The organism is Dyadobacter ginsengisoli DSM 21015, assembly GCF_059568735.1.
The window spans coordinates 288,703-314,154 of record NZ_JCANTY010000003.1; the positions used below are offsets into that span (position 1 = coordinate 288,703).

The 25,452-nt window shown below is 49.0% G+C and carries 22 protein-coding genes; 16 read left to right on the forward strand and 6 right to left on the reverse strand.

Going from position 1 to position 25,452, the window contains the following annotated elements:
* Window positions 1-67 precede the first annotated feature (67 nt).
* The 12 genes from BP71_RS11990 (at window position 68) to BP71_RS12045 (ending at window position 11,159) form a co-directional block, all read left to right on the forward strand.
* Window positions 68-1,309 (forward strand): MFS transporter, encoded by a 1,242-nt coding sequence (locus BP71_RS11990; RefSeq protein ID WP_496379440.1) that lies wholly within the window; start codon window positions 68-70, stop codon window positions 1,307-1,309.
* Between the two features lie 286 nt (window positions 1,310-1,595).
* Complete coding sequence (locus BP71_RS11995; RefSeq protein WP_496379442.1) at window positions 1,596-1,976, forward strand: DUF3244 domain-containing protein; 381 nt, start codon at window positions 1,596-1,598, stop codon at window positions 1,974-1,976.
* 343 nt (window positions 1,977-2,319) lie between these two features.
* Window positions 2,320-3,432: a Gfo/Idh/MocA family protein gene (locus BP71_RS12000; RefSeq protein WP_496379444.1), complete on the forward strand. Its 1,113-nt coding sequence runs from the start codon at window positions 2,320-2,322 to the stop codon at window positions 3,430-3,432.
* A gap of 3 nt (window positions 3,433-3,435) precedes the next feature.
* Window positions 3,436-3,777 (forward strand): low molecular weight protein tyrosine phosphatase family protein, encoded by a 342-nt coding sequence (locus BP71_RS12005; RefSeq protein ID WP_496379446.1) that lies wholly within the window; start codon window positions 3,436-3,438, stop codon window positions 3,775-3,777.
* Window positions 3,778-3,861: 84 nt separating this feature from the next.
* Window positions 3,862-4,194 carry an ArsR/SmtB family transcription factor gene (locus BP71_RS12010; protein WP_496379448.1) on the forward strand — a complete coding sequence of 111 codons (333 nt, stop codon included), beginning with the start codon at window positions 3,862-3,864 and terminating at the stop codon, window positions 4,192-4,194.
* Window positions 4,178-4,678, forward strand: coding sequence for an SRPBCC family protein (locus tag BP71_RS12015; RefSeq protein WP_496379450.1), 501 nt, complete (start codon window positions 4,178-4,180; stop codon window positions 4,676-4,678). The genes BP71_RS12010 and BP71_RS12015 overlap by 17 nt, the downstream gene beginning before the upstream one ends.
* A gap of 125 nt (window positions 4,679-4,803) precedes the next feature.
* Window positions 4,804-5,367 carry a pyridoxamine 5'-phosphate oxidase family protein gene (locus BP71_RS12020; protein ID WP_496379452.1) on the forward strand — a complete coding sequence of 188 codons (564 nt, stop codon included), beginning with the start codon at window positions 4,804-4,806 and terminating at the stop codon, window positions 5,365-5,367.
* Window positions 5,368-5,462: 95 nt separating this feature from the next.
* Window positions 5,463-6,380 (forward strand): SMP-30/gluconolactonase/LRE family protein, encoded by a 918-nt coding sequence (locus tag BP71_RS12025; RefSeq protein ID WP_496379454.1) that lies wholly within the window; start codon window positions 5,463-5,465, stop codon window positions 6,378-6,380.
* A 170-nt stretch (window positions 6,381-6,550) separates the two neighbouring features.
* A complete protein-coding gene (locus BP71_RS12030; RefSeq protein WP_496379456.1) occupies window positions 6,551-8,968 on the forward strand; it encodes a TonB-dependent receptor in 2,418 nt (805 codons plus the stop codon).
* Between the two features lie 12 nt (window positions 8,969-8,980).
* Window positions 8,981-9,928, forward strand: coding sequence for a DUF4249 domain-containing protein (locus tag BP71_RS12035; RefSeq protein ID WP_496379458.1), 948 nt, complete (start codon window positions 8,981-8,983; stop codon window positions 9,926-9,928).
* Between the two features lie 198 nt (window positions 9,929-10,126).
* Window positions 10,127-10,540, forward strand: a complete 414-nt coding sequence (locus BP71_RS12040; RefSeq protein ID WP_496379460.1) for a hypothetical protein — start codon at window positions 10,127-10,129, stop codon at window positions 10,538-10,540.
* Window positions 10,541-10,757: 217 nt separating this feature from the next.
* Window positions 10,758-11,159: a DUF1398 domain-containing protein gene (locus tag BP71_RS12045; protein WP_496379462.1), complete on the forward strand. Its 402-nt coding sequence runs from the start codon at window positions 10,758-10,760 to the stop codon at window positions 11,157-11,159.
* Window positions 11,160-11,165: 6 nt separating this feature from the next.
* Here BP71_RS12045 and BP71_RS12050 read toward each other — a convergent pair whose 3' ends face one another.
* A complete protein-coding gene (locus BP71_RS12050; RefSeq protein ID WP_496379464.1) occupies window positions 11,166-12,185 on the reverse strand; it encodes a threonine aldolase family protein in 1,020 nt (339 codons plus the stop codon).
* A gap of 117 nt (window positions 12,186-12,302) precedes the next feature.
* On the opposite strand from BP71_RS12050, the gene BP71_RS12055 reads away from it, so the two are divergent.
* Both BP71_RS12055 and BP71_RS12060 read left to right on the forward strand, forming a co-directional pair.
* Window positions 12,303-12,491 (forward strand): hypothetical protein, encoded by a 189-nt coding sequence (locus BP71_RS12055; RefSeq protein ID WP_496379466.1) that lies wholly within the window; start codon window positions 12,303-12,305, stop codon window positions 12,489-12,491.
* A gap of 46 nt (window positions 12,492-12,537) precedes the next feature.
* Entirely contained in the window at window positions 12,538-13,410 is an 873-nt protein-coding gene (locus tag BP71_RS12060) for an alpha/beta hydrolase (protein WP_496379468.1), read from the forward strand.
* Between the two features lie 45 nt (window positions 13,411-13,455).
* Here BP71_RS12060 and BP71_RS12065 read toward each other — a convergent pair whose 3' ends face one another.
* Both BP71_RS12065 and BP71_RS12070 read right to left on the reverse strand, forming a co-directional pair.
* On the reverse strand, window positions 13,456-14,604 hold the full coding sequence (locus BP71_RS12065; protein ID WP_496379470.1) for an FAD-dependent oxidoreductase: 1,149 nt from the start codon (window positions 14,602-14,604) through the stop codon (window positions 13,456-13,458).
* Between the two features lie 148 nt (window positions 14,605-14,752).
* Complete coding sequence (locus tag BP71_RS12070) at window positions 14,753-17,071, reverse strand: GH92 family glycosyl hydrolase (protein WP_496379472.1); 2,319 nt, start codon at window positions 17,069-17,071, stop codon at window positions 14,753-14,755.
* A gap of 111 nt (window positions 17,072-17,182) precedes the next feature.
* Between BP71_RS12070 and BP71_RS12075 the strand changes: the two genes are divergently transcribed.
* Together BP71_RS12075 and BP71_RS12080 are read left to right on the forward strand one after the other, a co-directional pair.
* The gene (locus BP71_RS12075; RefSeq protein ID WP_496379474.1) at window positions 17,183-18,025 is read left to right on the forward strand and encodes an MBL fold metallo-hydrolase; all 843 of its coding nucleotides are present in this window, start codon (window positions 17,183-17,185) and stop codon (window positions 18,023-18,025) included.
* Window positions 18,026-18,030: 5 nt separating this feature from the next.
* Window positions 18,031-18,789, forward strand: a complete 759-nt coding sequence (locus BP71_RS12080; RefSeq protein WP_496379476.1) for a patatin-like phospholipase family protein — start codon at window positions 18,031-18,033, stop codon at window positions 18,787-18,789.
* On the opposite strand, the gene BP71_RS12085 is transcribed toward BP71_RS12080, so the two are convergent.
* The 3 genes from BP71_RS12085 to BP71_RS12095 all read right to left on the reverse strand — a co-directional run bounded on the left by BP71_RS12085 (window position 18,778) and on the right by BP71_RS12095 (window position 25,447).
* Complete coding sequence (locus BP71_RS12085) at window positions 18,778-20,109, reverse strand: vanadium-dependent haloperoxidase (RefSeq protein ID WP_496379478.1); 1,332 nt, start codon at window positions 20,107-20,109, stop codon at window positions 18,778-18,780. The two genes, BP71_RS12080 and BP71_RS12085, sit on opposite strands and share 12 nt — an antisense overlap.
* The gene (locus tag BP71_RS12090) at window positions 20,093-23,479 is read right to left on the reverse strand and encodes a VCBS repeat-containing protein (protein WP_496379480.1); all 3,387 of its coding nucleotides are present in this window, start codon (window positions 23,477-23,479) and stop codon (window positions 20,093-20,095) included. Before BP71_RS12090 ends, BP71_RS12085 begins: the two co-directional genes overlap by 17 nt.
* 90 nt (window positions 23,480-23,569) lie before the next feature.
* Entirely contained in the window at window positions 23,570-25,447 is a 1,878-nt protein-coding gene (locus BP71_RS12095) for a RagB/SusD family nutrient uptake outer membrane protein (protein ID WP_496379482.1), read from the reverse strand.
* Window positions 25,448-25,452: the final 5 nt, after the last annotated feature.

A 25,452-nucleotide genomic window follows, 5' to 3' on the forward strand; every position in this document is an offset into this window, starting at 1 on the left:
CAGTACCGACATTCAATTTGAACACGGAAACCGAAAGCTAACAGCCGACGGCCCAAAACCCTAAACCATGTCAACAACAAACAACTCTAATCCTTCGCTGCTTTCGCAGTTGCTCCAAGTGCCGGTAATAGTGGCCGCATTGGGCTATCTGGTCGATATGTACGACCTCTTTTTGTTCAGTGTTGTGCGGGTTCCGAGCCTCAAGGCTTTAAACGTACCCGAAGACCAGTTGTTGACCGAGGGGATCAGTCTGTTGAACTATCAGATGGCCGGTATGCTCATTGGTGGTGTTCTGTGGGGAGTAATTGCCGATAAAAAGGGCCGGTTGTCCGTTCTTTTCGGGTCGATTATCATGTATTCGCTGGCGAATATCGGCAACGGGTTTGTCAGTTCACTTGATCAATACGCAGTTCTTCGCTTTATTGCGGGTGTAGGATTGGCCGGGGAACTCGGAGCAGGTATTACGCTCGTTACGGAGGTCCTCCCTAAGGAAATTCGCGGCTACGGCACCACTCTTGTAGCGACACTTGGTGTGTTAGGTGCGATTCTGGCATACTTCGTGGCCGATTTGTTCGCATGGAGAATATCTTATTTTGTAGGAGGTGGAATGGGGCTTTTGCTGCTGGTATTACGGTTCAATGTTTTTGAGTCAGGAATGTTCAAGCATGTGAAAGAACATGCGGTGGACCGTGGAAATATCATGATGATCCTGACCAATGGCGCCAGATTTGGGAAATACCTGATGGCAATCCTGGTCGGCCTTCCGATCTGGTTCGTCGTCGGAATCCTGATCACTTTTTCGCCCGAATTCGGGGCAGCGAAGGGAATCGAAGGCATTAATGCAGGAAAGGCCGTTATGCTGGCATTTTCGGGGCAGGTTGGCGGTGACATCATCAGTGGGTTACTAAGCCAGTATATGAAGAGCAGGAAAAAGGTGATCAGGTTATTTATTGTCCTGTCGCTGATCATGGTCATCGGCTATCTCATGATTCCGATGCAGGATTTGTTCTCCTTCTATCTCCTTTGTACATTGCTCGGATTCTGCAATGGATACTGGACATTGTTCATCACCATTGCCGCCGAACTTTTCGGCACCAATCTGCGGGCGACCGTGGCCACCACCGTTCCAAACTTCGTTCGCGGGGCGACCATTCCGCTGGCAGCATTATTTGTGAGTTTCAAGCCCGACCTCGGGGTGATCCAGAGCGGGTTAGTGATAGGGGTAGCAACCGCCTTAGTCGCACTACTGGCGCTTTCCTTCCTCGAAGAGACATTTACAAAGGATATGGACTTTGTAGAAAAAGAATAGTTTCGGTTTTAGTTTTAGTTAAAGACGGCCCCCAACGATGGAGGGCCGTTTTTTTTAACAGTTATTAACACTTCCCGAAGCAACATTTCCCTGCTACTCGCCATCTCTTGGTTAAATTAAAGATCAGCCATGAGATACCGTTCAATTGCTTATTCTGGAAATCAACCACTTGTACCTCCGGAGATTCCATTCATGTACTTTGCATTACATAGTACCGCGCCCCAGTCTACCTTTGTCATGTTCCTTTTAAGAACAAAAAATTTATAGCCATAAAAATAAAATAGCCATGAAAACAACAGTTAAAACCTTCATCTGCGCATTTGCGCTCGCCGCCGCTTCTTTCACTGCCTACGCAGAAGACAAAGACGCCAAAAAGACTTCCAGCTTTGGCACCGGAGTTTACGCCACCAAAACAGGTAAAATCAATGTACTTGTCGACAAGGCCAACAACAATGCCAAAACGACATTGCTGCTGAAAAGCGCAGACGGAACGATCGTCTATCGCGAGACCGTCGCCAAAGACAACAAAAAGTTCGGACGTACGCTGAACCTCGAAGCCATGGAAGCGGGCAAATACACCCTCGATATCATCAGCGGTAATGAAATACAGACTAAAACATTCGAATTGTCGGAACAAAAAGTAGAACGGGTTCTGACTGTTAAATAAGGTTCAAATTTCATCAGACTACCCAAAGCGGTTTCCCAGGTTCGGGAAACCACTTTTTTATTTTTAGAGAAACAGCATTAACCGTTTGCAAAACCGAATGTGGTGGAGGAGGTTTCCAAATAAACTGCTCAAATAAGGCTAGAAAGCCTTTTTATCACCACACTTTCTATTGAGATACAACAGAAAGTCAATCCGGCTATTAAAAAGATTGCGACAGAAAACAGGAATGCAAAAATATCCCAACTGATGCTAACTAATAAATGAGCCGGCTAAACAAGGAGATCGGTTACAAAAACCACTTTTCAGGTCATTTCCAAGGCATTTCTCATTAAAACCTATAGCTATGGATACCCGTCGCGATTTTCTTCAGAAACTGACACTAGGCATTGGCGCCACGGCGCTCACAGATCTGCCTGCCGCAGCCAGCGAACGCTATGCCGCTCCTAACGCGGATAAGCAATTGCGCGTGGCGCTCATGGGACTAGGAGGCTATGCGACACGCGTTGCCGAAGCGATGAAGGACTGCAAAATGGCAACGCTCGTTGGAGCCGTTTCCGGTACTCCTTCGAAACTCGACACATGGAAACAGAAATACAACATTCCGGAAAAAAATACCTATAACTACGAGACTGTCAGCAATATCAAGGATAACCCTGACATTGACATTGTGTACATCACAACCCCGAACTCCCTGCACCACAAGCACGTCCTGCAAATAGCAGCTGCTGGCAAGCACGTGCTTTGCGAGAAGCCTGTGGCCGACAATGCAAAGCAAACCCGTGAGATGATAGCAGCATGCAAAAAGGCCGGTGTGAAATTCTTCATCGGCTACCGGATGCATTTCGAACCACACACGCGGGAGCTCATACGCATGCGGGAGGCCGGTGAGCTGGGCAAGATCATGCACGTGAACAATTACATGGGTTTCAAATCCGGAGACCCTAACCAATGGCGCCTCAAAAAAGCTCTGGCCGGAGGCGGGGCGATTATGGATGTCGGAATTTATGCATTGAATGGAGCTCGCTATGCGACCGGTGAGGAGCCAATCTGGGTTACCGCGCAGGAAACGAAGACTGACCCGGTGAAATTCAAGGAAGTAGACGAGACAGTCATGTTTCAATTGGGCTTTCCAAGCGGGATTGTTGCGAGTTGCGGTACCACCTATGCTTTCAACAATTACGAACGGTTGTATGTCATCGGAGAAAAAGGGTTCGCGGAACTAAGCCCTGCGTTTGGCTATGGCCCCATCAAAGGCCGCACACACCTGGGACCGATGAATCAGCCGGTGGTTACGCATCAAACCCTTCAAATGGATGGTATCGCCGACATTATCCTGAACAACAAACCAGACCCCAACGTAACCGGGGAGGAAGGCCTGAAAGACATGATTGTGGTCGACGCCATCTACGAATCCATCAGGAAGGGTGGGGCCAAGATTATGATTGCCGGAAAATAACATATGCATCGCCCAAACCTTCTTGTCATTTGCGGTAAAAATAAACGGCGTAGCCGCACGGCAGAATACCTGTTTAAAAACGACGATCGCTTCAATATCCGCTCGGCAGGATTGAGCCCTCAGAGCAATCGAAAAATCTCTGAGGGCGACCTCAATTGGGCAGATATCACCCTCGTGATGGAACCCGACCATAAATCCAAGATCCGGAAACTCTATGGACATATGGATCTACCACCCATTCATGTGCTCGACATTCCCGACGAGTATGAATTTATGGATGAGGAACTGATTGAAATTCTAACCACCAAAATCAACAGTCTGCTCGAAGCAAACTTCGAGGCCTGAAATATTTTTTTACGCAACTCTTGCGCAACCGATTAATTGCATATATATTTGCACCCGATCGATTGCGCAATTAATCAGAATGAAATGAGACGAGATGTTTTTCAAGCCATCGCCGATCCGACAAGGAGGGACATCATTGGCCTGATCGCTAAAAAACCGATGACGCCTAACGCTGTGGCCGAATCCTTCGGCGTGAGCCGCCAGGCCATTTCGAAGCACATCCAGATCCTGCTCGAATGCGGCTTGCTGGGCATCAGCCCGCAGGGGCGTGAACGCTATTACACGGTGCAGCCAAAAAAGCTGGCAGAGGTAGCCGATTGGATCGACCCGTTCCGCAAAATGTGGGAGAACCGGTTTGAGAAACTGGACGACATTATCAACACTTTAAAAAACGAACATCATGGCAACAAGGAATGAAACCAAAATCATTGTAGAGCAAGGCAAACAGGAACTTTTCATTATCCGCGAATTCGAGGCACCACGCGAGATCGTCTTCCGCGCATTCAGCGAGGAAGAACTACTCACACAATGGGCGGCCGGGCCGAATGATATGACCGTGCGCTACGAAAAATTCGAGCCCTTTGCCGGCGGCTCCTACCGCTACATCAATACGATTCCCGGCAATGCGATGGAGTTTGCGTTCCATGGTGTATGCCACGAGCACACAGCACCGGAACGGATCATTCAGACATTTGAATTTGAAGGATTACCTGAAAAAGGCCACGTAATACTGGAAACATCCCGTTTTGAAGATCTGCCCGGCGACCGCACGCGCCTGACTGTCCAATCTGTATTTCAGTCCGTTGCCGATCGTGACGGCATGGTGCAATCGGGAATGGAACGCGGCGTACTGGATTCTTATGCGCGGCTGGATGAACTGTTAGAAAAGGCGGCTGTATAGCGCCACTAAACTTTGAACGAATAAGGCAACTGACTGTGACCGGTTGCCTTATTCTATTTTACAACATACGGAATCCTGAACTGGCCGCACGCATTTCGAGTTATAAGGGCTAACGCCATACAGCCATGAACAACTACCCGCAAAGCGTCCGGAGAAAAGACCGGCAGGAAACCGACATTGCATTTCTTCACGAAGTTCTGACCAAATCGGTTTCCTGCTCCATTGCCATCGAAAAAGAGGGCTATCCTTTAATCCATGTCGCGTTTTTTCACTTCGATGAAGCCAACAACGACATCGTCTTCCATTTTTCCAAACACGGCTATGGAGGCGAGGAAATTACTGAAGGGAAGAAAGCAAGTGTGTCTGTTTACAAATACGGCAGGCTATACACCGCCTCCAAAGCCGTCGACTTCGGATGTGAGTATCAAAGTGTCATTATTTATGGCAAGATCCGCATCATCGAGCGCGAGGAAGAAAGAATGCAGGCAATGGGCACTTTCTTCGACCGATTTTTCGGTCGGATCCCGAAAGACAGTTACGAGGCTTTTACGTCCGCACAAAGCAAACCAATCCATGTCGCAAAAATCCGTATCGAACAGTGGTTCGGTAAAGAGCACCTGGTCCCGGCGATTGCGATTGATGCATTTCCTCCGGAGTTCCCTTCGGTAATCCAATCCGGGGAAGCTTAACCCGGCGGTGGCGTTCAACGCGTCAAAACAGTATAGCATGCAACCATTCAGACTTTAATACACTGATCCGACAAAAAAACGGGTTGGCCTTTATCATGCAAAAATCAAAAATCATTTTTCCGGTGCTGGCTGGCCTTGCCACACTGTTTTCTCCTGTTCTACTATCCGCACAAATCATGGATTCGAAATCAATCGTTGCACCCGGCGCCCAGGTCGAGAAGCTGGGAGAAGGTTACAAATTCACAGAAGGTCCAGTCGCCGACAAAGCCGGAAATGTCTTTTTCACCGATCAGCCCAACAATAAAATCATCCGGTGGGACGCCGAAACTGGCGAATTCAGCACTTTTTCGGACAAAGCCGGCCGTGCTAACGGAATGTATTTCGATAAAAAAGGGAATCTCGTGGCTTGTTCCGATGAGGACAACCAGGTATGGTCTTTCGATAAAAAAGGAAACCCTACCGTGCTTGTGAAAGACTATGAAGGCAAATTGCTCAATGGCCCCAATGATCTGTGGATCGACGCAAAAGGAGGTATCTACCTTACCGATCCATTATACAAGCGCGACTACTGGAAACGCGACCCTGCGATGCAGCAGGATGGCCAGCACGTATATTACTTCACTCCCGATAAGAAGCTCATCCGGGTCGATGAAAAATTAAAAAAACCGAATGGAATTATCGGAACGCCGGATGGTAAGAAGCTGTATGTGGCTGACATTGGCGATAATAAAACTTACATCTATGACATTCTGAAAGACGGCACACTGGGTAACCGGCAGCTTTTTGTATCAAAGGGTTCCGACGGGATGATCCTCGACGAGGAGGGTAATCTCTACATCACAGGCGACGGCGTGACGGTTTTCGATAAATCAGGGGTTCAGATTGCCCATTTTCCCATACATAAAGGCTGGACCGCTAATTTATGCTTCGGTGGAAAAAACCGGGACCTGTTATTTATTACGGCAGAAACGGCTGTCTATGGTCTGAAGATGAGAGTCAAGGGCGTTAAGTAAGCGATCTCTGAAAAAAAGAATGGCGGAATTTCCGGACACCCTGGAAGTTTCGCCATTTCTTTTTGTATGTACTGCAACGGATTTAGAGTATATATCGTCATGGTGAAGTACAATATTCCATACTAGATCACCCGTCGGCTCGTTACTGAACCTTACCACAAAATCCACCTATGCGTCTGATTTTTACGATCTTTCTGTTTTTCGCTTCGTTTGCTTCTTTTGCACAGGAAAAGATCACGATCAGCGGGTTTGTAAAGGAAAAAGGAAGTCAGGAGCAACTTCCCGGGGTGAATGTCTTCATCGAAGGCACACCGTACGGGGCAGTCACCAATACATACGGCTTTTATTCGCTCACCGTTCCGGTTGCTGATTCAGCAACCGTTTCGTTTTCTTTCGTCGGCTATGAGAAAACCGAAAAGAAGGTCTATCTGAAAAAAAATATCGAATTGAGTATTTTTCTGCCTCCCGTCACACAATTGGACGAAGTTGTGGTCTCTGCGAGGCGACAGGAGGACTATGTGAGCCGAACGGTGCAGATGAGCAAAATAGAAATACCGATTCAACAACTGAAAAAGATCCCGGCCTTTTTCGGCGAAAAAGATGTGCTTCGTGTTTTGCAATTAATGCCGGGTGTCCAGAAAGGCACCGAGGGGCAGACAGGGCTCTACGTGCGCGGGGGCGGACCTGATCAGAACCTGATCATCCTTGACGACGCCGTTGTTTACAATGCCAACCACCTTTTTGGTTTCTTCTCAATCTTCAATAGTGACGCATTAAAAAGTGTCGAACTCACCAAAGGCGGCTTCCCGGCGCGATATGGGGGACGCTTATCCTCGGTGCTGGAAATGAATATGAAGGAAGGCAGCAAGGAAAAACTACATGGTGAAGGAGGAATCGGCCTTATCTCATCCAGACTAACCTTGGAAGGTCCTATCTCTAAAGGCAAATCTTCCTTCCTCGTTTCCGGTCGCCGTACCTACATCGATATACTGGCAGCACCCGTGATTGCCCAGCAACAAAAGGGCGACGACAGCCAGGTAAAACCCGGTTACTACTTCTACGACCTCAATGCCAAGATGAATTATGACCTCGGAACGAAAGACAAGCTTTATGTAAGCGGATACTTCGGCAGGGATAAATTTCACGCCAACGAAAAAAGCAGCGACTCCGAAACCCGCGCCGGCCTGGATTGGGGCAATGCCACCGCCACCATGCGATGGAACCATGTTTTAAATCAAAAACTGTTTGTAAATACTTCCTTTATTTTCAGCAATTTCAATTTCGGCGTTTCCAGCTACTCGAAAGATCTCAATAGCGATGGAACGATGAATGACGAATTCAGCCTCGAATACGATTCCCGGATCAGGGATTTGGGCTTCAAAACCGATTTTGACTACTACCCTTCCTCCAAACACGCGGTTCGTTTCGGCATGCAGGCTACTTTCCACAAATTCGTTCCGTCAGCCCTGGCCATTGAAGGTACCTTTACGGATAATCCGATCGAACGCTCCGTGCAGCCGGTGCGCACACTCGAAACCGGCGTATATGCCGAAGATACCTGGCAAGCACTCGATGCGTTGAAAATTAATGCCGGCATTCGGCTGAGCACATTTCAGACTCATTCCAAAACATACCTTCGCCCTGAGCCGCGCTTTTCCGCCGCGCTGCGACTGGCCGAAAATCTGTCATTCAAAGCGTCTTATGCGCGTATGAACCAGTACGTCCATTTGCTTTCAAACACGGGCCTCGGCTTACCGACCGACCTCTGGGTACCTACCACCGATCGTGTGAAACCGCAGCAATCCCAACAGATCGCAGCTGGCTTTGCCAAGGATATTGAAAAACCCGCTTTGACCGTGACGCTGGAAGGCTACTACAAACGAATGGACAACATCCTGAATTACAAGGAAGGCTCGTCGTTCCTGAGCATCAATGGTGAGAATGCCAATGAGCTCAGCTGGGAAGACAATGTGACTTCGGGGAAAGGCTGGTCCTACGGTGCGGAATTCCTTGTTCAGAGGAAAACAGGCAGGCTCTCGGGCTGGATCGGCTATACATTATCCTGGACTTACTGGAAATTCCCCGAACTGAATTTTGGAAATACGTTCTTTCCCCGTTATGACCGTCGGCACGACATTTCGGTGGTCGGCATTTACGAGATCAGTAAACGCATTACGTTATCGTCGACCTGGGTGTATGGCACCGGTAATGCGCTCACATTACCGGTGTCAACCTACCGTGCCGTCACGGATAACTTCATGACGCGCCTGAACCCAACCGGAAAACCCGCCATTGGCTGGTATGGCCCGACGGTCAGCGAATACGGACAAAAAAATAGCTACCGCGCCGAACCTTTTCACCGGATGGACATTGCCATTCAATTTCACAAAAACAAAAAAAGGCATGAGCGCACCTGGGAATTCGGTGTTTACAATGTCTACAACCGCCGGAACCCTTTTTTCTATGACATCGACAAAGACATCGTAATTCTGCCGGGCCCACCCAGTACACCTGTTGAGAAAAACACCCTGAAACGGTATTCGCTCTTTCCGATACTACCTTATTTCAGCTACAATTTTAAATTTTAATGTCGCAGGTCCATGAGATTTCTGAATATAGCTATATTACTCTTTACGCTGGCAGCTTGTGAGTCGCTGGTTACAAATGTCGATCCTTCGAAACTACCTCAAACTGAATCGAAGCTCGTCGTCCAGTGCTTCATCTCTCCCCAGGCAGCCCGAACAAATGTAGTGGTCACAGAATCCACTCCACTCTTTGGCGAAGTGAGTGTGCCGGGCTTTAACATTCCGAATGCGGTTGTGAAAATATCAGACGGGATCAAGGAGGTAATCGTCCCTTACGATACGGCCAGCCAGCTCTATTCTATCGATAAAACACTTTTCCCCATCGTGGCTTCCAAAACCTACTATCTGTCAGTAACGGAAGGAATCCGGTCGGTGACGGCCACCTGCACCGTGCCTGCCAAGACGGTCAATGCAAAAAGCTATGTAATAGACACTTCCTATTCAGGCAGCATCGGCCAGCAGGATACCGCTATTACCGTGAAAATGACCTGGGTCGACATTCCTTCGGATACGAACTACTATCGGGCAAGAGCTTCCATGGATTTGGAATACAGTGTACCAGAAGGAACAAACCCCGATAACTTAAAGGAAAAGCGTATAAGAACCCGTTTCAATTTCAACTGGGACGACACCATCGGTCGCAACGACTACCGTAGTGATGCAAACCTGGATGGTGCTTCATTCACTACACCAATCGGACGGACGAAGCTACCGCAAGTTATCTATTACGACTTCGGCAACGGCAACCGTTTTACCATCTACCCCAAAAGCAAGATCATTTCTGTCACCATGGAAGTGTATAATACCGACGAGCATTACTTCCGCTATCACCGGTCGCTTGAAACGCGTGGAAGCTCGGATAATCCTTTTGTAGAACCCTCTCTCATCTACACCAACATCCAGGGAGGATTGGGATGTTTTGCGGCCTACAATTCAGGACAAGTCATATATCGTCCCAAGTAATCTTGCTTACATCCCATTTCCTTTCTACATAATTTAACAGATTGAGGTCAAAGCACCTCAATCTGTGTTGCGCTATTCTGCCTGATGATCTTTAAACCGGACAGCATTTCAAGGCATGCTTTTTTCCCGTATAGTTCCAGACATCCCTATCATTTGTTCAAATCAAAAACCGATCATCCATCTTAAAACAACATACTTATGGACTTGCAAGGAACAACCCGGGACAAGACGAAGTCGTCTAATCCTTCCAACAAAAACATGAGTGAACCGGATACGCTCATCGAAACCCTGGAAGATCTGCAGGAGCAAGGTTATACGTACGACTTCAATCTGACAGCCCATGCGCTGGAAGTACACAAGGACGACGGCATTTGTCTCACGCTCTCACCCGAAGACTTTGACATCGTACAGGTATACCGGTTTGAGGGCATGACCAATCCGTCGGATATGTCGATCCTTTATGCTATTGAGTCAAAGGACGGATTAAAGGGAACGCTGGTCAGCAGCTACGGCGTCTATGCCGATGCCATGTCCAACGAAATGATCAGAAAGCTGGATACCCGCAGCTCGCTTATCGTTCACCATCCGGATGAGGACGACATGGCGCATTAGTATTTCAGCTGTCCTGCATTAGTCTGAATAGAGATGTTACTTTACCAGTGAAATGGTCGGGTAACATCTTTTTGCTGGCAACCCTTTGCCGGCAAAAAGAGAAAAAGTGTAGTTCATGACCTGGCTTTCGAACTGCGTAAACAATAAAAAGCCGGGTTTGTGCGCTGGCACGGGTATTTTATACAGAAATCTTAATTGCATTTTAAAGTACATGACCATGGAAATGATCGAACTGACCGACGAAATGATTCAATCAGCCGAGGCGCGGTCTGCCGGCCAGCCGTACCCATACTTTGTCAAAAACCTGAAAGCCATCGGCGTCGACAATTATGAAGTAAAGGTTAAAAACCATAAACGTACCTATACTTCCGTTCAGGGAGACAAGCTGATCATTCCCGGCGACCTGCCCGAGTTTGAATGTGCAGAGACATTCGAGCTGGAAGAGGTGAAAGCTGCCATCAAGCGTAACCAGGAAGGTATTACAGACTATCCCGCATTCCTGCGCGAAATCGGTGCTGCGGGCATACATACCTACGTGGCGGACCTTTCGGGCATGAAAGTTATTTACCAGGGCCCCAACTCGGAATACGAGTATGAGGAGGTGATCCCGGAAGTATAATCTATCTTACAGATTCCTGACTTTCAAAAGCATCGCTTCCAAGTGATCATCTGAAAAATCCAGATGGGTCACAAATCTCACAAGCCCTTTTCCAAATGTGACGGCCAAAATCCCCGCATCCGCAAGCCGTTTCACATAGGCCGTTTCTGAGACGTCATCAGCCAGTTTGACAATGACGATATTCGTATCCACCGGAAAAATACCGGTCACCTCGGGTCTTGTCGAAAACATCTCGCCTATTGCGCGTGCTCTTTGGTGATCTTCTCTCAGGCGGTCGACATGATGACCCAGTGCATAAATACCCGCCGCCGCCAGGAAACCCGCCTGGCGCCAGCCACCTCCCATGACCTTCCGGAACCGGCGCGCATCGCGTATTATCTCTTTTGTCCCCAGCAAGAGCGAACCTACCGGGCAGCCGAGGCCCTTCGAAAGGCAAATACTGATGCTATCGAATACTTCTCCGTACTGAGCGGTTGTTTCGCCGGTTTCCACCAATGCATTAAAGAGCCTGGCGCCGTCGAGGTGCAATGGGATGCTACGTTCGCTGCAAACATCCCGGATAGCACGGATGTCCCCAAAATCATAATAGCAGCCTCCTCCCTTGTTCATTGTGTTTTCAATCGAAACGAGCCTGGTAAGCGTCGAATGCACGTCGTTCTCAGGGCTGATCGCATCCGCTACCTGCTGTGCCGACAGCCTGCCACGATCACCATCGAGGAGTTTTACGGATGAAAATGAGTTCAGCATAATCCCCCCGCCTTCGTAGAGGTAAATGTGAGAATGCTTGTCACAGATCACATCGCTGCCCGGTTTGGTGTGAACGCGAATGGCAAGCTGGTTGGTCATGGTTCCCGACGGGCAAAAGATCGCATCCTCCATTCCAAAAAGCCTGGCTGCCTTCTCCTGCAATGCATTCACGGTAGGATCATCACCCAACACGTCGTCGCCTACTTCTGCTGCCCACATGGCTTCCTGCATCTCCCTCGTAGGCCTGGTGACGGTGTCACTCCGTAAGTCTATGGTCATTTTGATCTTTGTCAATTTAAGTGGTGGTAACGGAGCGCCAAATTAATTCTTAATGCGGATTTCCCGAACAGGCAATCATTACTTTAAACGGGTATATTGCAACCAAAATCAGGAATTATGGAATTTGAAGAATATCTGAAAACAAAAAAAATAGACTCGGAAGCGTTCAAAAAAGCGGATACGTTACGGTTTCAGGAATGGAGTACCCTTTTTGAAACGATGCACCCGGAAAGCTTTACTGCGCATAAAAAATTCCTCATCAACGATATCCGCCGGCGTTACCATCTGAAAGAAGGTGAGCGGTAGGATTTGAACACCCACATGCTTTTCACTAAAAACTTCTAAAGGCTGTATGAAAAAATTTACATTTCTTATTCTCCTCTTCGTTTCGCTGCAGACAATAGCCCAGCAAGGCCTTATCAAGGAAAGTCTGAAAATCAACAGCAAGGCCATGGGCAAGGAAATCAAGTACAACATTTATCTTCCCGCAGATTACGATAAGACCAACCGTGCCTATCCTGTCCTTTATCTGCTACATGGCTATTCAGACGATGAAACCGGCTGGACGCAATTTGGAGAAGCCCAGCACATTGCCGACAAGGCCATTGCCGATGGCGACGCCCCCGCTATGATCATCGTGATGCCCGATGCAGGCGTTACTTTCTACATTAACAGCGCCGACGGAAAGGCCAAATACGAAGACTTTTTCGTCAGCGAACTTATTCCGCACATTGAATCCACCTATCGGGCAAGAGCCAAAAAGGAATTCCGCGCCGTGGCAGGTCTTTCAATGGGTGGCTACGGTACGATGGTCATGGCTACCAAGCACCCCGATCTGTTTGCAGCCGCGGCCCCATTAAGCGGCGCATTCTGGTCGGATGAAGAGATTTCCAATATGCCGGCCGAGCGCTGGGATGGTCTGCTCGCCGGGTTGTTCGGCAAAGCGGCGCCCGGTAAAGACCGTCTTTCCGAGCATTGGTATAAAAATTCAATCCTGAAAATCATTGAAAGTACCCCGGTAGACAAATTGAAAACCGTGAAGTATTATATCGACTGCGGTGACGATGATTTCCTGATCAAAGGCAATATGAATCTGCATGCAGCGATGACCGACAAAGCCATTCCTCACGAATTCCGGGTACGCGATGGCGGGCATACATGGACCTACTGGCGTACCGCATTACCTGAGGTGTTAAAATTCGTGGGACAAAGTTTCCACCGCTAAGCGAAAAGCCCGGGAGATTCGCATCACCCGGGCTTTTCTGCATCGCTATCCTCTCATTTCTTCCATCAGCTTCATCAGAATCCCGACCGTTTTCTCCGTCTGTTCTTTACTGGGCGTTGTGTCCCAGTTCCCGACGATTCCGTTGCTGCCAATGTAAATGCCGTCTTTCCGAGCAATGAAATTTGCTCCCTGCGTGTACAATTTATAGTTGATATCGCCCTGCGGGATCAGGCAGGAAAGTTGGCCTGAAACGGGCGTCAGTTCCTCATCGTTGAAAACCGGTTTCGCTCCCAGTCCCATGCAGTTGACAACGACTTTCTCCTGCAACGCATCGATATCTTCCAATTTTTTGATTTCCTGTATCTTCACTTTACCCCCGAACATCGTAAAATCCTGCAAATGATGCCTCAGGTAAGTAGGTATGTTAAACATGATATTGGTCCGGCGCGTCACGTGATCTGCTTTAAACGGATGTTCTTTTTTAGTGAGCCGGACGCGTTCCGGTAACAGGCCTTCTATTTCAAAGTCTTCCCCGCCCGCCCCTGGAATGTACATGGGCGCCTGTTGGAACACACCATATTCCTCTGCCCAGCAAGCGATATCACTCATTCCCAGCAGGAACTGAAACCTGCGAAAGGAAAAACGGGTCGCTTCTTCCCAAATCTCTTTGAATTCGGGCTTCGCGATCTTCTTATCGCAGACCCTCGAAGCAGGTGACCAGGTACCCGTAGCCAGATTACTCGTTATATTAGGAGGCACATCCTTCGTGTAGATCGTTACTTCGCAGCCACTTTCCTGCAACAACCGGGACGTTGCGATTCCCACCGTGCCACAGCCCAGCACCGCGATTTTCTTTTCCCCCGTTGCCAGTACATTTTTGCGCGCGATGTTCCCCGTTCCCCACGAAAGCGACCACCCGCTACCGCCATGGCCGTAATTATGCACGATTGTCTTGTTTCCGAGCCGCTCCACGTCCAGTCTGGGCCCTGAGGCGCGGAATGGTCTCAGGCCGACTGTTTCCTTCACAATGCGGTCCATGGAAAGGCGCAACTTGGGAATCTGGTGGTACCCCCGACTGATATGAAAGTGCTTGTCGGGATACCTCAGTTCACTTTTGGGGGCGCAGGAAGTTGCTACTGCGCCTAGTGCAAAACTGGCCGGGATGGCTTTTTCGAAGAAATTTCTGCGGTTCATTGAGGTTGGAGTGAATGATAATGGAATGATGGAATATAGAAAGGAGTACCAACGTTTACAAATTTTCTATCGCAATACTAAAAACAACCCAAACATTCTTTCATAAAAACCAATTTAGACCAACACGTCACAACACCAGGGCCGAAGGCTATTTGTTTCGAGACAGAGAAAAAGGTACATCCGCCTCGCCTGCGCCCCATTGCAGGTTGGGTTTACTGCCCATTTGAAACACCAATGTTCCACCTCGTAAAATCTCATCGTGCGTGATATAGGTGCGCGTGAAGGATTTGCCGTTCAGCGTGGCAGATTGAATGTAACGAGCTTCATCCGAAACACCCCTGGCCACTACGGTAAACTTCTTCCCTTTCCCTGTACTGACTGACATTTCCGCAAAAACCGGACTACCCAGTACATATTGATTGGTACCCGGTACAACAGGGTAAAAACCCATCATACTGAACGCCAGCCAGGCCGACATTTGCCCGCCGTCTTCATTGCCGCTCAACCCGCCGACGCTCGTATCGTATTCATTCCGGATGATGCTCCTTACCCATTGCTGTGTTTTCCAGGGTTCTCCGGCGTAGGCATACAAATAGGCAATCTGATGGTTTGGTTCGTTGCCGTGCCAGTAATGTCCCTGCCCGAAAAGTGTATCCAGTTTGTTAACAAACCCTTTTTTACCGCCGATAAGCATTTGTAGCCCCGCAATATCCTGGGGAACAAACCACGTGTATTGAGCAGGTGATCCTTCGGTGATAAAACTGGCGCGTTTGGCAAAAGGATCGAAGTCCGCGATCCAGCGCCCGTCTGCGTAGCGCCCGCGCGCGTAACCGGTGCCCGGGTCGATCACGTTCCTGTAGTTGAGTGCCCGTGTCCGCAGCTGGCCCGCGTCGCCCTTCTTTCCAAGCCCCGTTGCGAGTATCGACAAACAAAAATCGTCATAGGCGTATTCGAGCGTGCGGGAAACCTGTTCCCGTTTGTGAAAAGCCTGCCATACGCTGTCTTCCAGGGGTACATAGCCATATTGCAGATAAGATTTCAATGCACGACGCCCCATTCCCGCTTCATAGCTTTTTGGATTGGTATTAACCTCAAATGCATTCTTACGGAGGTAAGTGTAGGCGCTCTGCAAATCAAAGTTCCTGACATTTTTGGCGTAGGCATCGGCGATCACAGACATCGCATGATCGCCGACCATCGCCGCGGTATAATGATTCCAGCAAGGAAAAATCGGCATCCAGCCACCTTGCTCCGCCTTTTTCACCAGCGACTGCATCATATCTCCGGCGCGTTTCGGTTCCAGCAACATGTCCAGGGGCATGGCCGCGCGGAATGTATCCCACATGCTGAAATCGCAATAGTAATCAAATCCCTCCGCCTTCTGGAGCGGAGTTCCGCCAGCGAAAGACGGATAATGCCCGTCCACGTCGGAGAAAAGCCGGGGCGACAATTTGGTGCGGTATAATGCGCTGTAAAAAAGAACCTTGTCCTCTTCGCTGCCTTTCACCTCGACTTTACCTAATGCATCATTCCAGACATCGTGTGACAATTTTCTGACTGCCTCAAAGCTTTTCGTCCCAAGTTCCTTTTCCATGTTCCGGCGCGCACCTTCCAGGCTGGTAAATGACGTTCCTATCCGCACTGTAATGGTTTGCTTTTCATCGCCGAAGCCCACATAGGCGCCCAGCTCTTCCCTCTTGCCTTTGCCTGTCAGTATACGGCCCATAGGGGTAATGGTATCGCCCAGCCACGTACCCGACTGCATAAATTTCTTGTCAAATTTCAATACGAAATAACCGCTGATCCCCGCTGGCTGCCCCGTTCCCTGGTAAATACGGTGAACCGGATTATAACCCACGATCTCGCCACGTTCCGGCAACACTTCCACGTATCCCTCTCCTTCATCGCTATTCGGCTCGACGAGAATAAAAGACTCATCGCCACTTTCGAATCTGAAACGCATGATTCCCGCTCTTGCGGTGGCGGTTACTTCGGCCTGAATCTGCTGTTCGGGCAACCATACTCCGTAATAATCCGGTGAACTTTGCTCCTTTTCATGCGAAAATATCGCCGATCTTTTTTCCGCGTCGCTGATCAGCTCCCCGGATAAAGGCATGACCGTCAGAGATCCGTAATCCTGCACGCAGGAGCCATTTAGCCAATGTGTTCCACGGAACCCCTGGAATCTGGTATCGTTATAGTAGTAAGGAGCAATACATTTGGTTTCCGAAGCGCGGGTTTGCGGAGTCCATTGCGTCATCCCATTGGGTATGCCCACTGCGGGGATTGTCTGGCCTTTCAGCTCGCTTCCCGCCTCGCTGTGGCTCCTGGCACTCTCTGTTGCAGAAGGTGCCGTACCTATCAGGGTTGCCACAAAATCTACCGGCTTTTTCTGCGCATCACACTGGTTGTCAATACACAACGCAGACACAAATAATAAACTCACTGACAGAAAAGGAAATCGCATAGCTAGGCTTGTTGTTAATTCAGGGCGGAAGATCGAAAAAATTATGGTATGTTAGATCGATAGAATGTTGATATTCCATTGACCAAGACGATTTAAATTCACTGCCCCCTTATGAAAATCCACACCATCGATACAGGCTTTTTCAAACTCGACGGAGGCGCGATGTTCGGTGTCGTTCCGAAAGTGCTGTGGAACAAGCACAACCCCGCCGATGAAAAAAATCTCTGCTCCTGGGCAATGCGGTGCCTGCTGATTGAAGACGGAGAAAAAGTGATCCTGGTCGATACCGGCATGGGAGACAAACAGGATGACAAATTTTTCAGCCACTACGATCTGCACGGTGAAGCGACCTTGTTATCATCAATAGAAGAAAAAGGATACGGCCCCGGGGACATTACGGATGTTTTGCTGACGCACCTGCATTTTGACCATGTCGGAGGGGCTGTTCGCTTCAATCGGGATGGCTCCATGCTGCAACCTACGTTTCCAAAAGCCACTTATTGGTCGAACAACGCGCATTGGGAGTGGGCGACACACCCAAATCCCCGCGAAAAAGCGTCTTTTTTAAGAGAAAATATACTTCCACTGCAAGAATCCGGACAGCTGAAATTCATTGAGGAAGGACAATCCCCATTCACTTCCATGACGCTGATCTCCGTCGACGGGCACACCGAGCAAATGATGCTGCCGGTTATTCATTACAAGGACCGGAAAATCATTTACTGCGCTGATCTGATCCCCTCCTCGTTCCACATTCCCATTCCCTGGGTGATGAGCTACGACATGCGTCCGTTGCAAACGATGGATGAAAAGCAGCGGGTGTTACAGCAAGCTGTCGACGAACAATACATTTTGCTGTTCGAGCACGATCCATTGTATGAAGCAGCCATCGTGGAACAGACGGAGAAGGGCGTCAGGATTAAAGAAAGAGGAAATCTGGGCAATTTTATCTGAAACCCATGAAAACCGGATTGGTCCTTTCAGGCGGAGGCGCGAGAGGAATAGCACACATAGGCGTCGCTCAGGCGCTCATTGAAGCGGGTATCCAGGCTGATATGATCAGTGCAACAAGCTCAGGTGCCTTTGTAGGCGCTTTGCTGGCTTATGGGTATCCGCCGTCGGATATTCTCAAAATCGTTCGTGAAACCAGTTTCTATCCTTATTTAAGACTTGGATTGGGTTCTAACGGCCTCTTGCATATGCGTAAAATGGAGGAGGTTTTTCGCAAATTCATTCCTGAAAACACATTCGAGTCGCTGCAAAAGCCGTTGGTCGTGACTGCCACCGACATTGTATCCGGCGAAGAAGTACATTTTCGAAACGGGGAGCTCGCATTACCAGTATTGGCATCCTGCTGCATTCCGGGCCTTTTCAGCCCTATGCTTTATCAGGGGCATCAACTGGTTGATGGGGGCGTGCTGAATAATTTGCCCGTCGAGCCGATTCTGGACGAGACCGATTATCTCATCGGCAGCCATTGTAATCCATTTAATCTCGACAAACCATTGAAACGAACTACGGAGATTGTATACCGAAGCCTGATTCTCGCGATGCACACCAAAACAAAGGCCCGGTTTGCAAAATGTCATTTATTGATCGAACCGCCTGCATTGAGCCGTTTCAGCATTTTCGATTTCAGGAAAGCCGGACAGTTATTTGAAGTGGGTTACACTTTTACAAAGAATTTACTCCACAATCGGGAAGCGCTACTTTCCTGAAATCGCCATGGCTTTATCCCCAAGCGTTTTGATCACCCACTGCCCTACCTGCTCACCCTGCTTTTGCCCATTCTCGATCGCGTCCATGAAATGAATGCCTCCGTAAAACCGGGATATTCCGGATTCATTGGCGGCCGCCATGAATGACTTGAATGACCGGGCTTTCAGGTTGAACCTTTCCTCAACCGTATCGGTATAGGCAAAGTTGTCCCCGAAATAGTGCGTGAGTATTACCGCAGCTGCAGTGGATATGACCGAATGACCGCTGAGGTATTCGGGGAAAGGTGGTGTTTGCAAAAATGGTGTCCAGGTAGGATCGATGAATTTCCGGATGGCTGTCTCCGGGCGGATCCGGTTACTCCGGTACTTCTCGTCCCAACACGCCATGAAACCATCCATCAGGCCGATGGCCACTGTTGTATTAATGAGCATGGTTTTGGCAAAATCCGTTTTACCCTGGCGGCACGCAATATCGGTAATGCCCATCCAATGCGCTCCCGGGGAGATTTTCTTCATTCCCACCAGCAAGTGCCCCTTGTTTTCCAATGCGAATGGATTGCAGTCCCAAAAAGCGGCTATTACGCGATGCTCGGGCTCTTTCTGATCATCATAATTGCGTTTCATCAATTGGAAGAACTCCGAATTTTTGGACTCGGAAAATGCAACGGGCGGTTCAGGGCGGAATTGCGAAGCGGAATCCAACGTAAAAGGACGCACGGTTTTGAAATATGGCTCAACCGGCGGGAAATATCCCGGTGGTGTCGGATACCAGGTCCCCGGCCCGCCCTGCGGCTCGTACCTGGGAAAATTGCTGATCTTATTGTAACGATCCGATTTGGCATATTTCAGGATCTGTTTGCTGATCGCCAGCGCATATTCCTGAGACCCTGCAATCACTTCCTCTGTAAAACCCGCTTTCTTGCAGGAATCGATAAGACTTTGCTGGTATTTTTGATGCAATGCGCCAGACGGCTGCATTTTTTTGGCAGTTTCCAACATCGCCAGCACCGCAGTGAGCTGATAGGAATATCCCTCCACCTTCGGCTTTTCAATCTCCGGGAAATCATTCAGAACTCCGTGCATGCTCGGATATGACTTCTCGTGCTGGGCTACAACCTCGTAACCAGCCAGACAGGCATAGGAATAAAAACGCGCTCCCAATGGCGGATTTGTTACGTCATGCACCATAACGTCGGTCATCTGCAAGGTCACCTGCCCGATGACGTCGGGACTGATCTCTTTTTTCGATTCGCCCCTTTTGCAAGCCGCCCAGGCAACAGTCAGGAGGGCAACAAGGAGAAGATTACTTAACTTTACCAATTTGATATGCTTTTATTTCCTGTTGATTAATTCCGAACAACAGCTTGTTTCCAAGCGGCAATACACTCCTTACATCACCTCTGAGCGCAAAACCGGACTTTTCCTGGTTCAGATAGTCGAATTTGCCGGCTCCCGCACCTTTTAACAAGATCCCATAATTGGCATCGTACTTCCCGAAACGAAGCCGCGCTTTGCTGATGTTACCGCACAGCAGCAGGTCTTTTTTACCATCTCCGTCATAATCCAGAACTGTGATACTGTAAACCGGCGAAACCTGCACTTCCAGCGGCAGGATCTTCTCCGTGAACTTCCCATTTGCTGCTCTTTCAAAATAGGCCGTTTTTAGGTAAGTGGCTTTAAGTTCCTGTGCTCCTTTTAGCTCATCGGGCGTAAAGATCTCTTTCACTGTCGCATCGGCATAGCCCTTGTAGTCCTGGAAGCGGGTACGCATTATACTCATCTGGTCCAGCATTTCATCACGGGTAACATAAGGATAGCTTTTACCCTGGATATAAAAGCTCATAATCGGATCAATGGAGCCATTGTCATCAAAATCTTTGTAGATCATTTCCACGGGTTCGCTGTCACTCGCTTTGCATTGGGTGTTCGTTCCCATATTCCCGATCACCAGGTCTTCCTTACCGTCGCCATTCAGGTCTTCGACCACGATTTTGTTCCACCAGCCCGTGTAAGGCTTATCGAAGTAATCCGCAGTTCGGTTTTCCAGCTTTCCATTGTTATTGATAAAAACAGATACCGGCATCCATTCACCTACCACGACCAGGTCGGCTTTGCTGTCGCCGTTGATGTCTGTCCACGCTGCATCGGTAACCAGACCGATATGTTCGAGCTCTTGCGAGAAACGGGTTGTCTGATCGGTAAATTTACCTTTACCGTCGTTAATGAGTATATAACTACGCGGTGTTTCCGGGTATCGTCCGGGAATGACGCGCCCGCCCACAAACAAATCTGGCTTGCCATCTCCATTGACATCTGCCGTACGGACGCAGCTCGTGCTCGTAAGCATCGAAGGCAATGCACCAGCGCTTTTGGTTAAATTTCCCTTGCCATCATTCAGATACAGCCTGCTTTGCAGCAAAGGGTCCTCGGGCAGGAAACTCGAATATCCGCCACTGCAAACGAACAGGTCTTGCGCACCGTCGCCATTAGCGTCAAAAAACAATGCGTCGGTGTCCTCGCTCTGTTTATCAGTTTCGAAAGCAAGAACTGGCTTGGGACTGAATGCTCCACTTTTCTGCTGAATATACAGTCTGGCCGCTTCGCCTGATCCTCCGCCCACAAAGACATCTTCCAGTCCATCCCCGTTCACGTCTCCTTTTTTCAGGCACGGGCCGGAAAACGACAGCGGATTGATGAGCAATGGCTGACGTTTGAAGTCATTGGTTTTGATACCCGGACTTTTGAAAGCGATCGGCGATGAAACCGGCGCAAACACCGGAGCCGTCTGTTTCACTGCCTTGCGTACCGGCTTCGCATTCGCCTCGGAAAGCGATAACAAAGCATTAGTTTTGGGATTTACCACTTTCTCCTGCTTGCCATCCAGCCAGGTAACCACCAGCGAATCCACGGCTGCAGCCTTGCCCAACCCGAAATGTAATACCGGCGATACGCTCGACTGATAACCACGGGTAGGCATTTGCTCAAGATATTGCTGTTGCCCTTTCTGATAGATCGTGACTTTTGCACCCAGCCCCTGGCTATTTTGAGCACTACCTGCCAGCTTCACTTTGAGGTAATTGTTCTTCAATTGCTTCTCTCCCTCATTCCGGTAAATAAATGCGGGTTTATTGATATTATTGACAACCAGATCGAGATCGCCATCATTGTCCAGGTCAGTATACGCGGCACCTCCGCTGTTGGAGATCTCACCTAATCCCCAGTTATCCGCCATATTGGTAAAAGTCAGATCCTTTTTGTTCTGAAAAAGGTAGTTCTTCATATTCGAAGACGGCATCTGGTAAACCAGTTCCAGGACATCCTCCCGCTTCACCTTTCCCTCAATCCGCTTCAAATGGTCTCCCATGAATTTGACAAAATCCATGTTCGTGAAATCGCGAAGATTTCCATTGGTAATAAACAGGTCTTTCCAGCCATCATTATCATAATCTGCGAAAAGTGAGGCCCAGCTCCAATCCGTATTCGAAACGCCGGATAATTGCCCGATCTCGGAAAAAGCCAAATCCTTTGTACCTTTTCCTAGGCCCTCGTTCAATTGCAGCATATTCCGCATATACTGGTGATGAAAGCCCATTTTCACGTTAAAATCAAACAATTCATAGTTGTCCAATCCCGTAAGCAGTTTTTGGCGCCGGTTGTCTTCCGGCAGCATGTCCAGCGTGAAAATATCGGGCAGACCGTCATTGTTGAAATCCGCGATGTCATTCCCCATCGACGAATGCGAAGTATGGCCGATGCTGCTTTTCAAAACATCCGTAAAGGTCCCGTTTCCATTATTGATATATAGGAAGTCAGGAACGGAGTAGTCATTGGAAATATACATATCCTGCCAACCATCCTGGTTGATGTCGGCGATACCGATTCCCAGGCCGTAGGTTAGTTGCGAGCTGTGAATGCCTGCTTTTTTGGTAATGTCGGAAAAATGCGGTGCGCCGTTTTGCGGGTCGTTCCGAAAAAGCCTCACGCCAGTTACAGGGTCTTCTTTTTTAAGAATATCGGCTGTGCTAGCTTCATCGAGAATAGGGAGTGCTTTGGGATTATGGTTGAGCAGGAACATATCGAGGTCCCCGTCCCTGTCAAAATCGAAAAATGCCGCCTGGGTGCTGTTGCTCGGCGTAGCCAAACCATACTGCTCCGCCATTTCTGCAAACTGCGGGATGCCCTGTGCATTGTTACCTTTGTTAATAAAGAGCTGATCTTTCAGGCTTTCTGGTGAAACGGCGCCTGAGTAGCAGACATAAATGTCCAGTTTACCATCCCCGTTCACGTCGGCCATGGTGACCCCGGTTTTCCACGGATGCGACCGGCCGCCTACCTGCGCGACGCCAGTAATGTCCTCGAAGACCATCCCGCCTTTGTTCAGGTATAGTTTGTTGGACACCATATTGCCGGTAAAGTAGATATCGTCTAAGCCATCGCCGTTTATATCGCCGGTTGCCACTCCACCGCCGTTATAAAAATATTCATACATCAATACGTTGGTGTTCAAACCCTCGGTTAATGTATTGGCGAAATCTACTTTGGTTTGTTCGGGCGTAAGGAGTGTAAAGAGTGCGGGTCCGGCGGGGCCTTTTTTTTCCTCTTTGGAATCCGAGGATTTGTCACAACCGGAAACAACCAGTCCAGCAATCAAAACAATGCTGCCTGCTTTCCAGGGCCAAATTTGCTTCATGACAGGGAATGAAGAGTTAAGGGAATAAAAAAGAAACTATGCCTTGTAAGCCAAGACATAGTTTCAGTAAAATTAGTCAATAAAATATAACTATTTGTCGTAACCCGGGTTTTGCACCAGTTTCGCATTACGGTTCATCTCATCACGGCTGAACGGGCGGAAGTACATTTTATCCACCCATGTACGGTTCTCATGAGATTTCTCTTCCACCGGCGTGTAAGTATAGTCGTACACCGTCGGATCATAGTGATACGGCTCCTTCATTGATTTACCCGCCTTAAACTTCCCGATCACGTTAATGTATTGCAGAGGACGGCCCAGCGTGGTTTGCGCTATCATCCAGCGACGTGCATCGTGGTAGCGTTGCTCTTCATAAGCCATTTCAATGCGTTTCTCGTGACGATAAGCCTCTTTCAAAGCAGCTCCGGAAACTTTCAGCGCTGGCATACCTGCACGGAAACGGATCTTATTCAACCATTCCAATGCGATTGCTTCATCACCAACTTCAATGCTCGCCTCGATGTAATTGAACGCCATTTCCGTTACCCGGAAGAACGGCCAGGGGATATTCTGACGGTCGGTGTTGTCGTACAACGATGGGTTCGGGTCGATGAATTTGCGCATGTAGTAACCGGTACGGCTTCCGTTCCAGTCTTCAATACTGCTGCTGCGGGTATCCAATCCTTTGCGATTGATCAACGCGCCTTTGTCGTCCAGAAGGTCATATGCGCCAGTCTGGATTTGGTTCGCAGGATCTTTTGCGTCGGATGGGCGTGGTTTCCATGTTGCCCCGTCAAACATAATGGTGGCATATAAACGCGGATCGCGGTTCACATAAGGACTGGCCTTGTGGGTGGGGTTAGTCCACGAGAACGGTGTTCCGTCCATCATTTCATAGTCATCCACGAGCGTTCCGATAGGTGTATTACCCGCCCAGTTGTGGTAGCCGTTCGGGCCATTGTTCAAACCGGTCTGCCGTGCACCCTCGTTCTGGCTTGGCGTAAAATAGCGTCCAAAAATAATTTCACTGGCACCGGAAGCATCCAGGGTTTTATCAGCGCTGGCACCGGCCATTGCCATCGAAATATAGTTGATTTTGCCCTGATCCGCCGTTACTGGGGCTGTCAGGTTCAGCTTGTAGCCGCCGCCACTCGCATCTAACGCAGCTTTCGCAGCAGCTTGAGCAGCCTGCCAGCGTGCTTTGCGGTCACCCGACGGATAACCCAGGAACTCAGGATTCGTATAAGCGGCGAGCACCGTAGATTTGGCTTTGACAGTAGGAATATCGTGCAAGTCACTGGCCGCATAGAGCAAGACACGCGATTTCAACGCCAATGCAGCGGCTTTGGTTGCGCGACCTTTTGCCAGCGTTTTGCCATCCAGCAACAGCACAGCACTATCCGCATCGCTTACGATCTGCTTGATACATTCGTCGAAAGTATTACGCTGAACAGAGTAATCTTCGTTCAAAGCATATACTTTCTTGATGATGGGAACACCTCCGTAGTAGCGAACCAGTTGCTGGTAATAATAGGCCCGCATAAAGTACGCCTCGCCTCTCAGACGTGCCTTCAGGGCATCGTCTGTAAATGTCGCCGTAGGCAGATTCGCAAGAGCGATATTGGCCGCACGGATGTACTGGTACATCTGGCTCCAACCATAGGTCGCATCCACCCAACCCAGGTTCGAAGGGCTCAAACTTCCTTCGTTCACCGTGTTGATGTTACGGCCCGTGTGGGTAAATACGGCTTCATCGGTGAGTGAAGCAAGCATTTGCTCGCTGAAACCTCCCTGTTGAAGGCCTGCATAAATGCCCGTCACAAAACCTTCTGCCAAGGGACCCTCTTTCCACGCTTCCTCACTCGGAATTTCCGTAGGCGGCGTCACATCCAGAAAATCGGTATCGCAGGATGAAAGTCCTCCGGTCACCAGGGCAATTAGCAATAGACTTTTATATTTCAATTTCATATTTC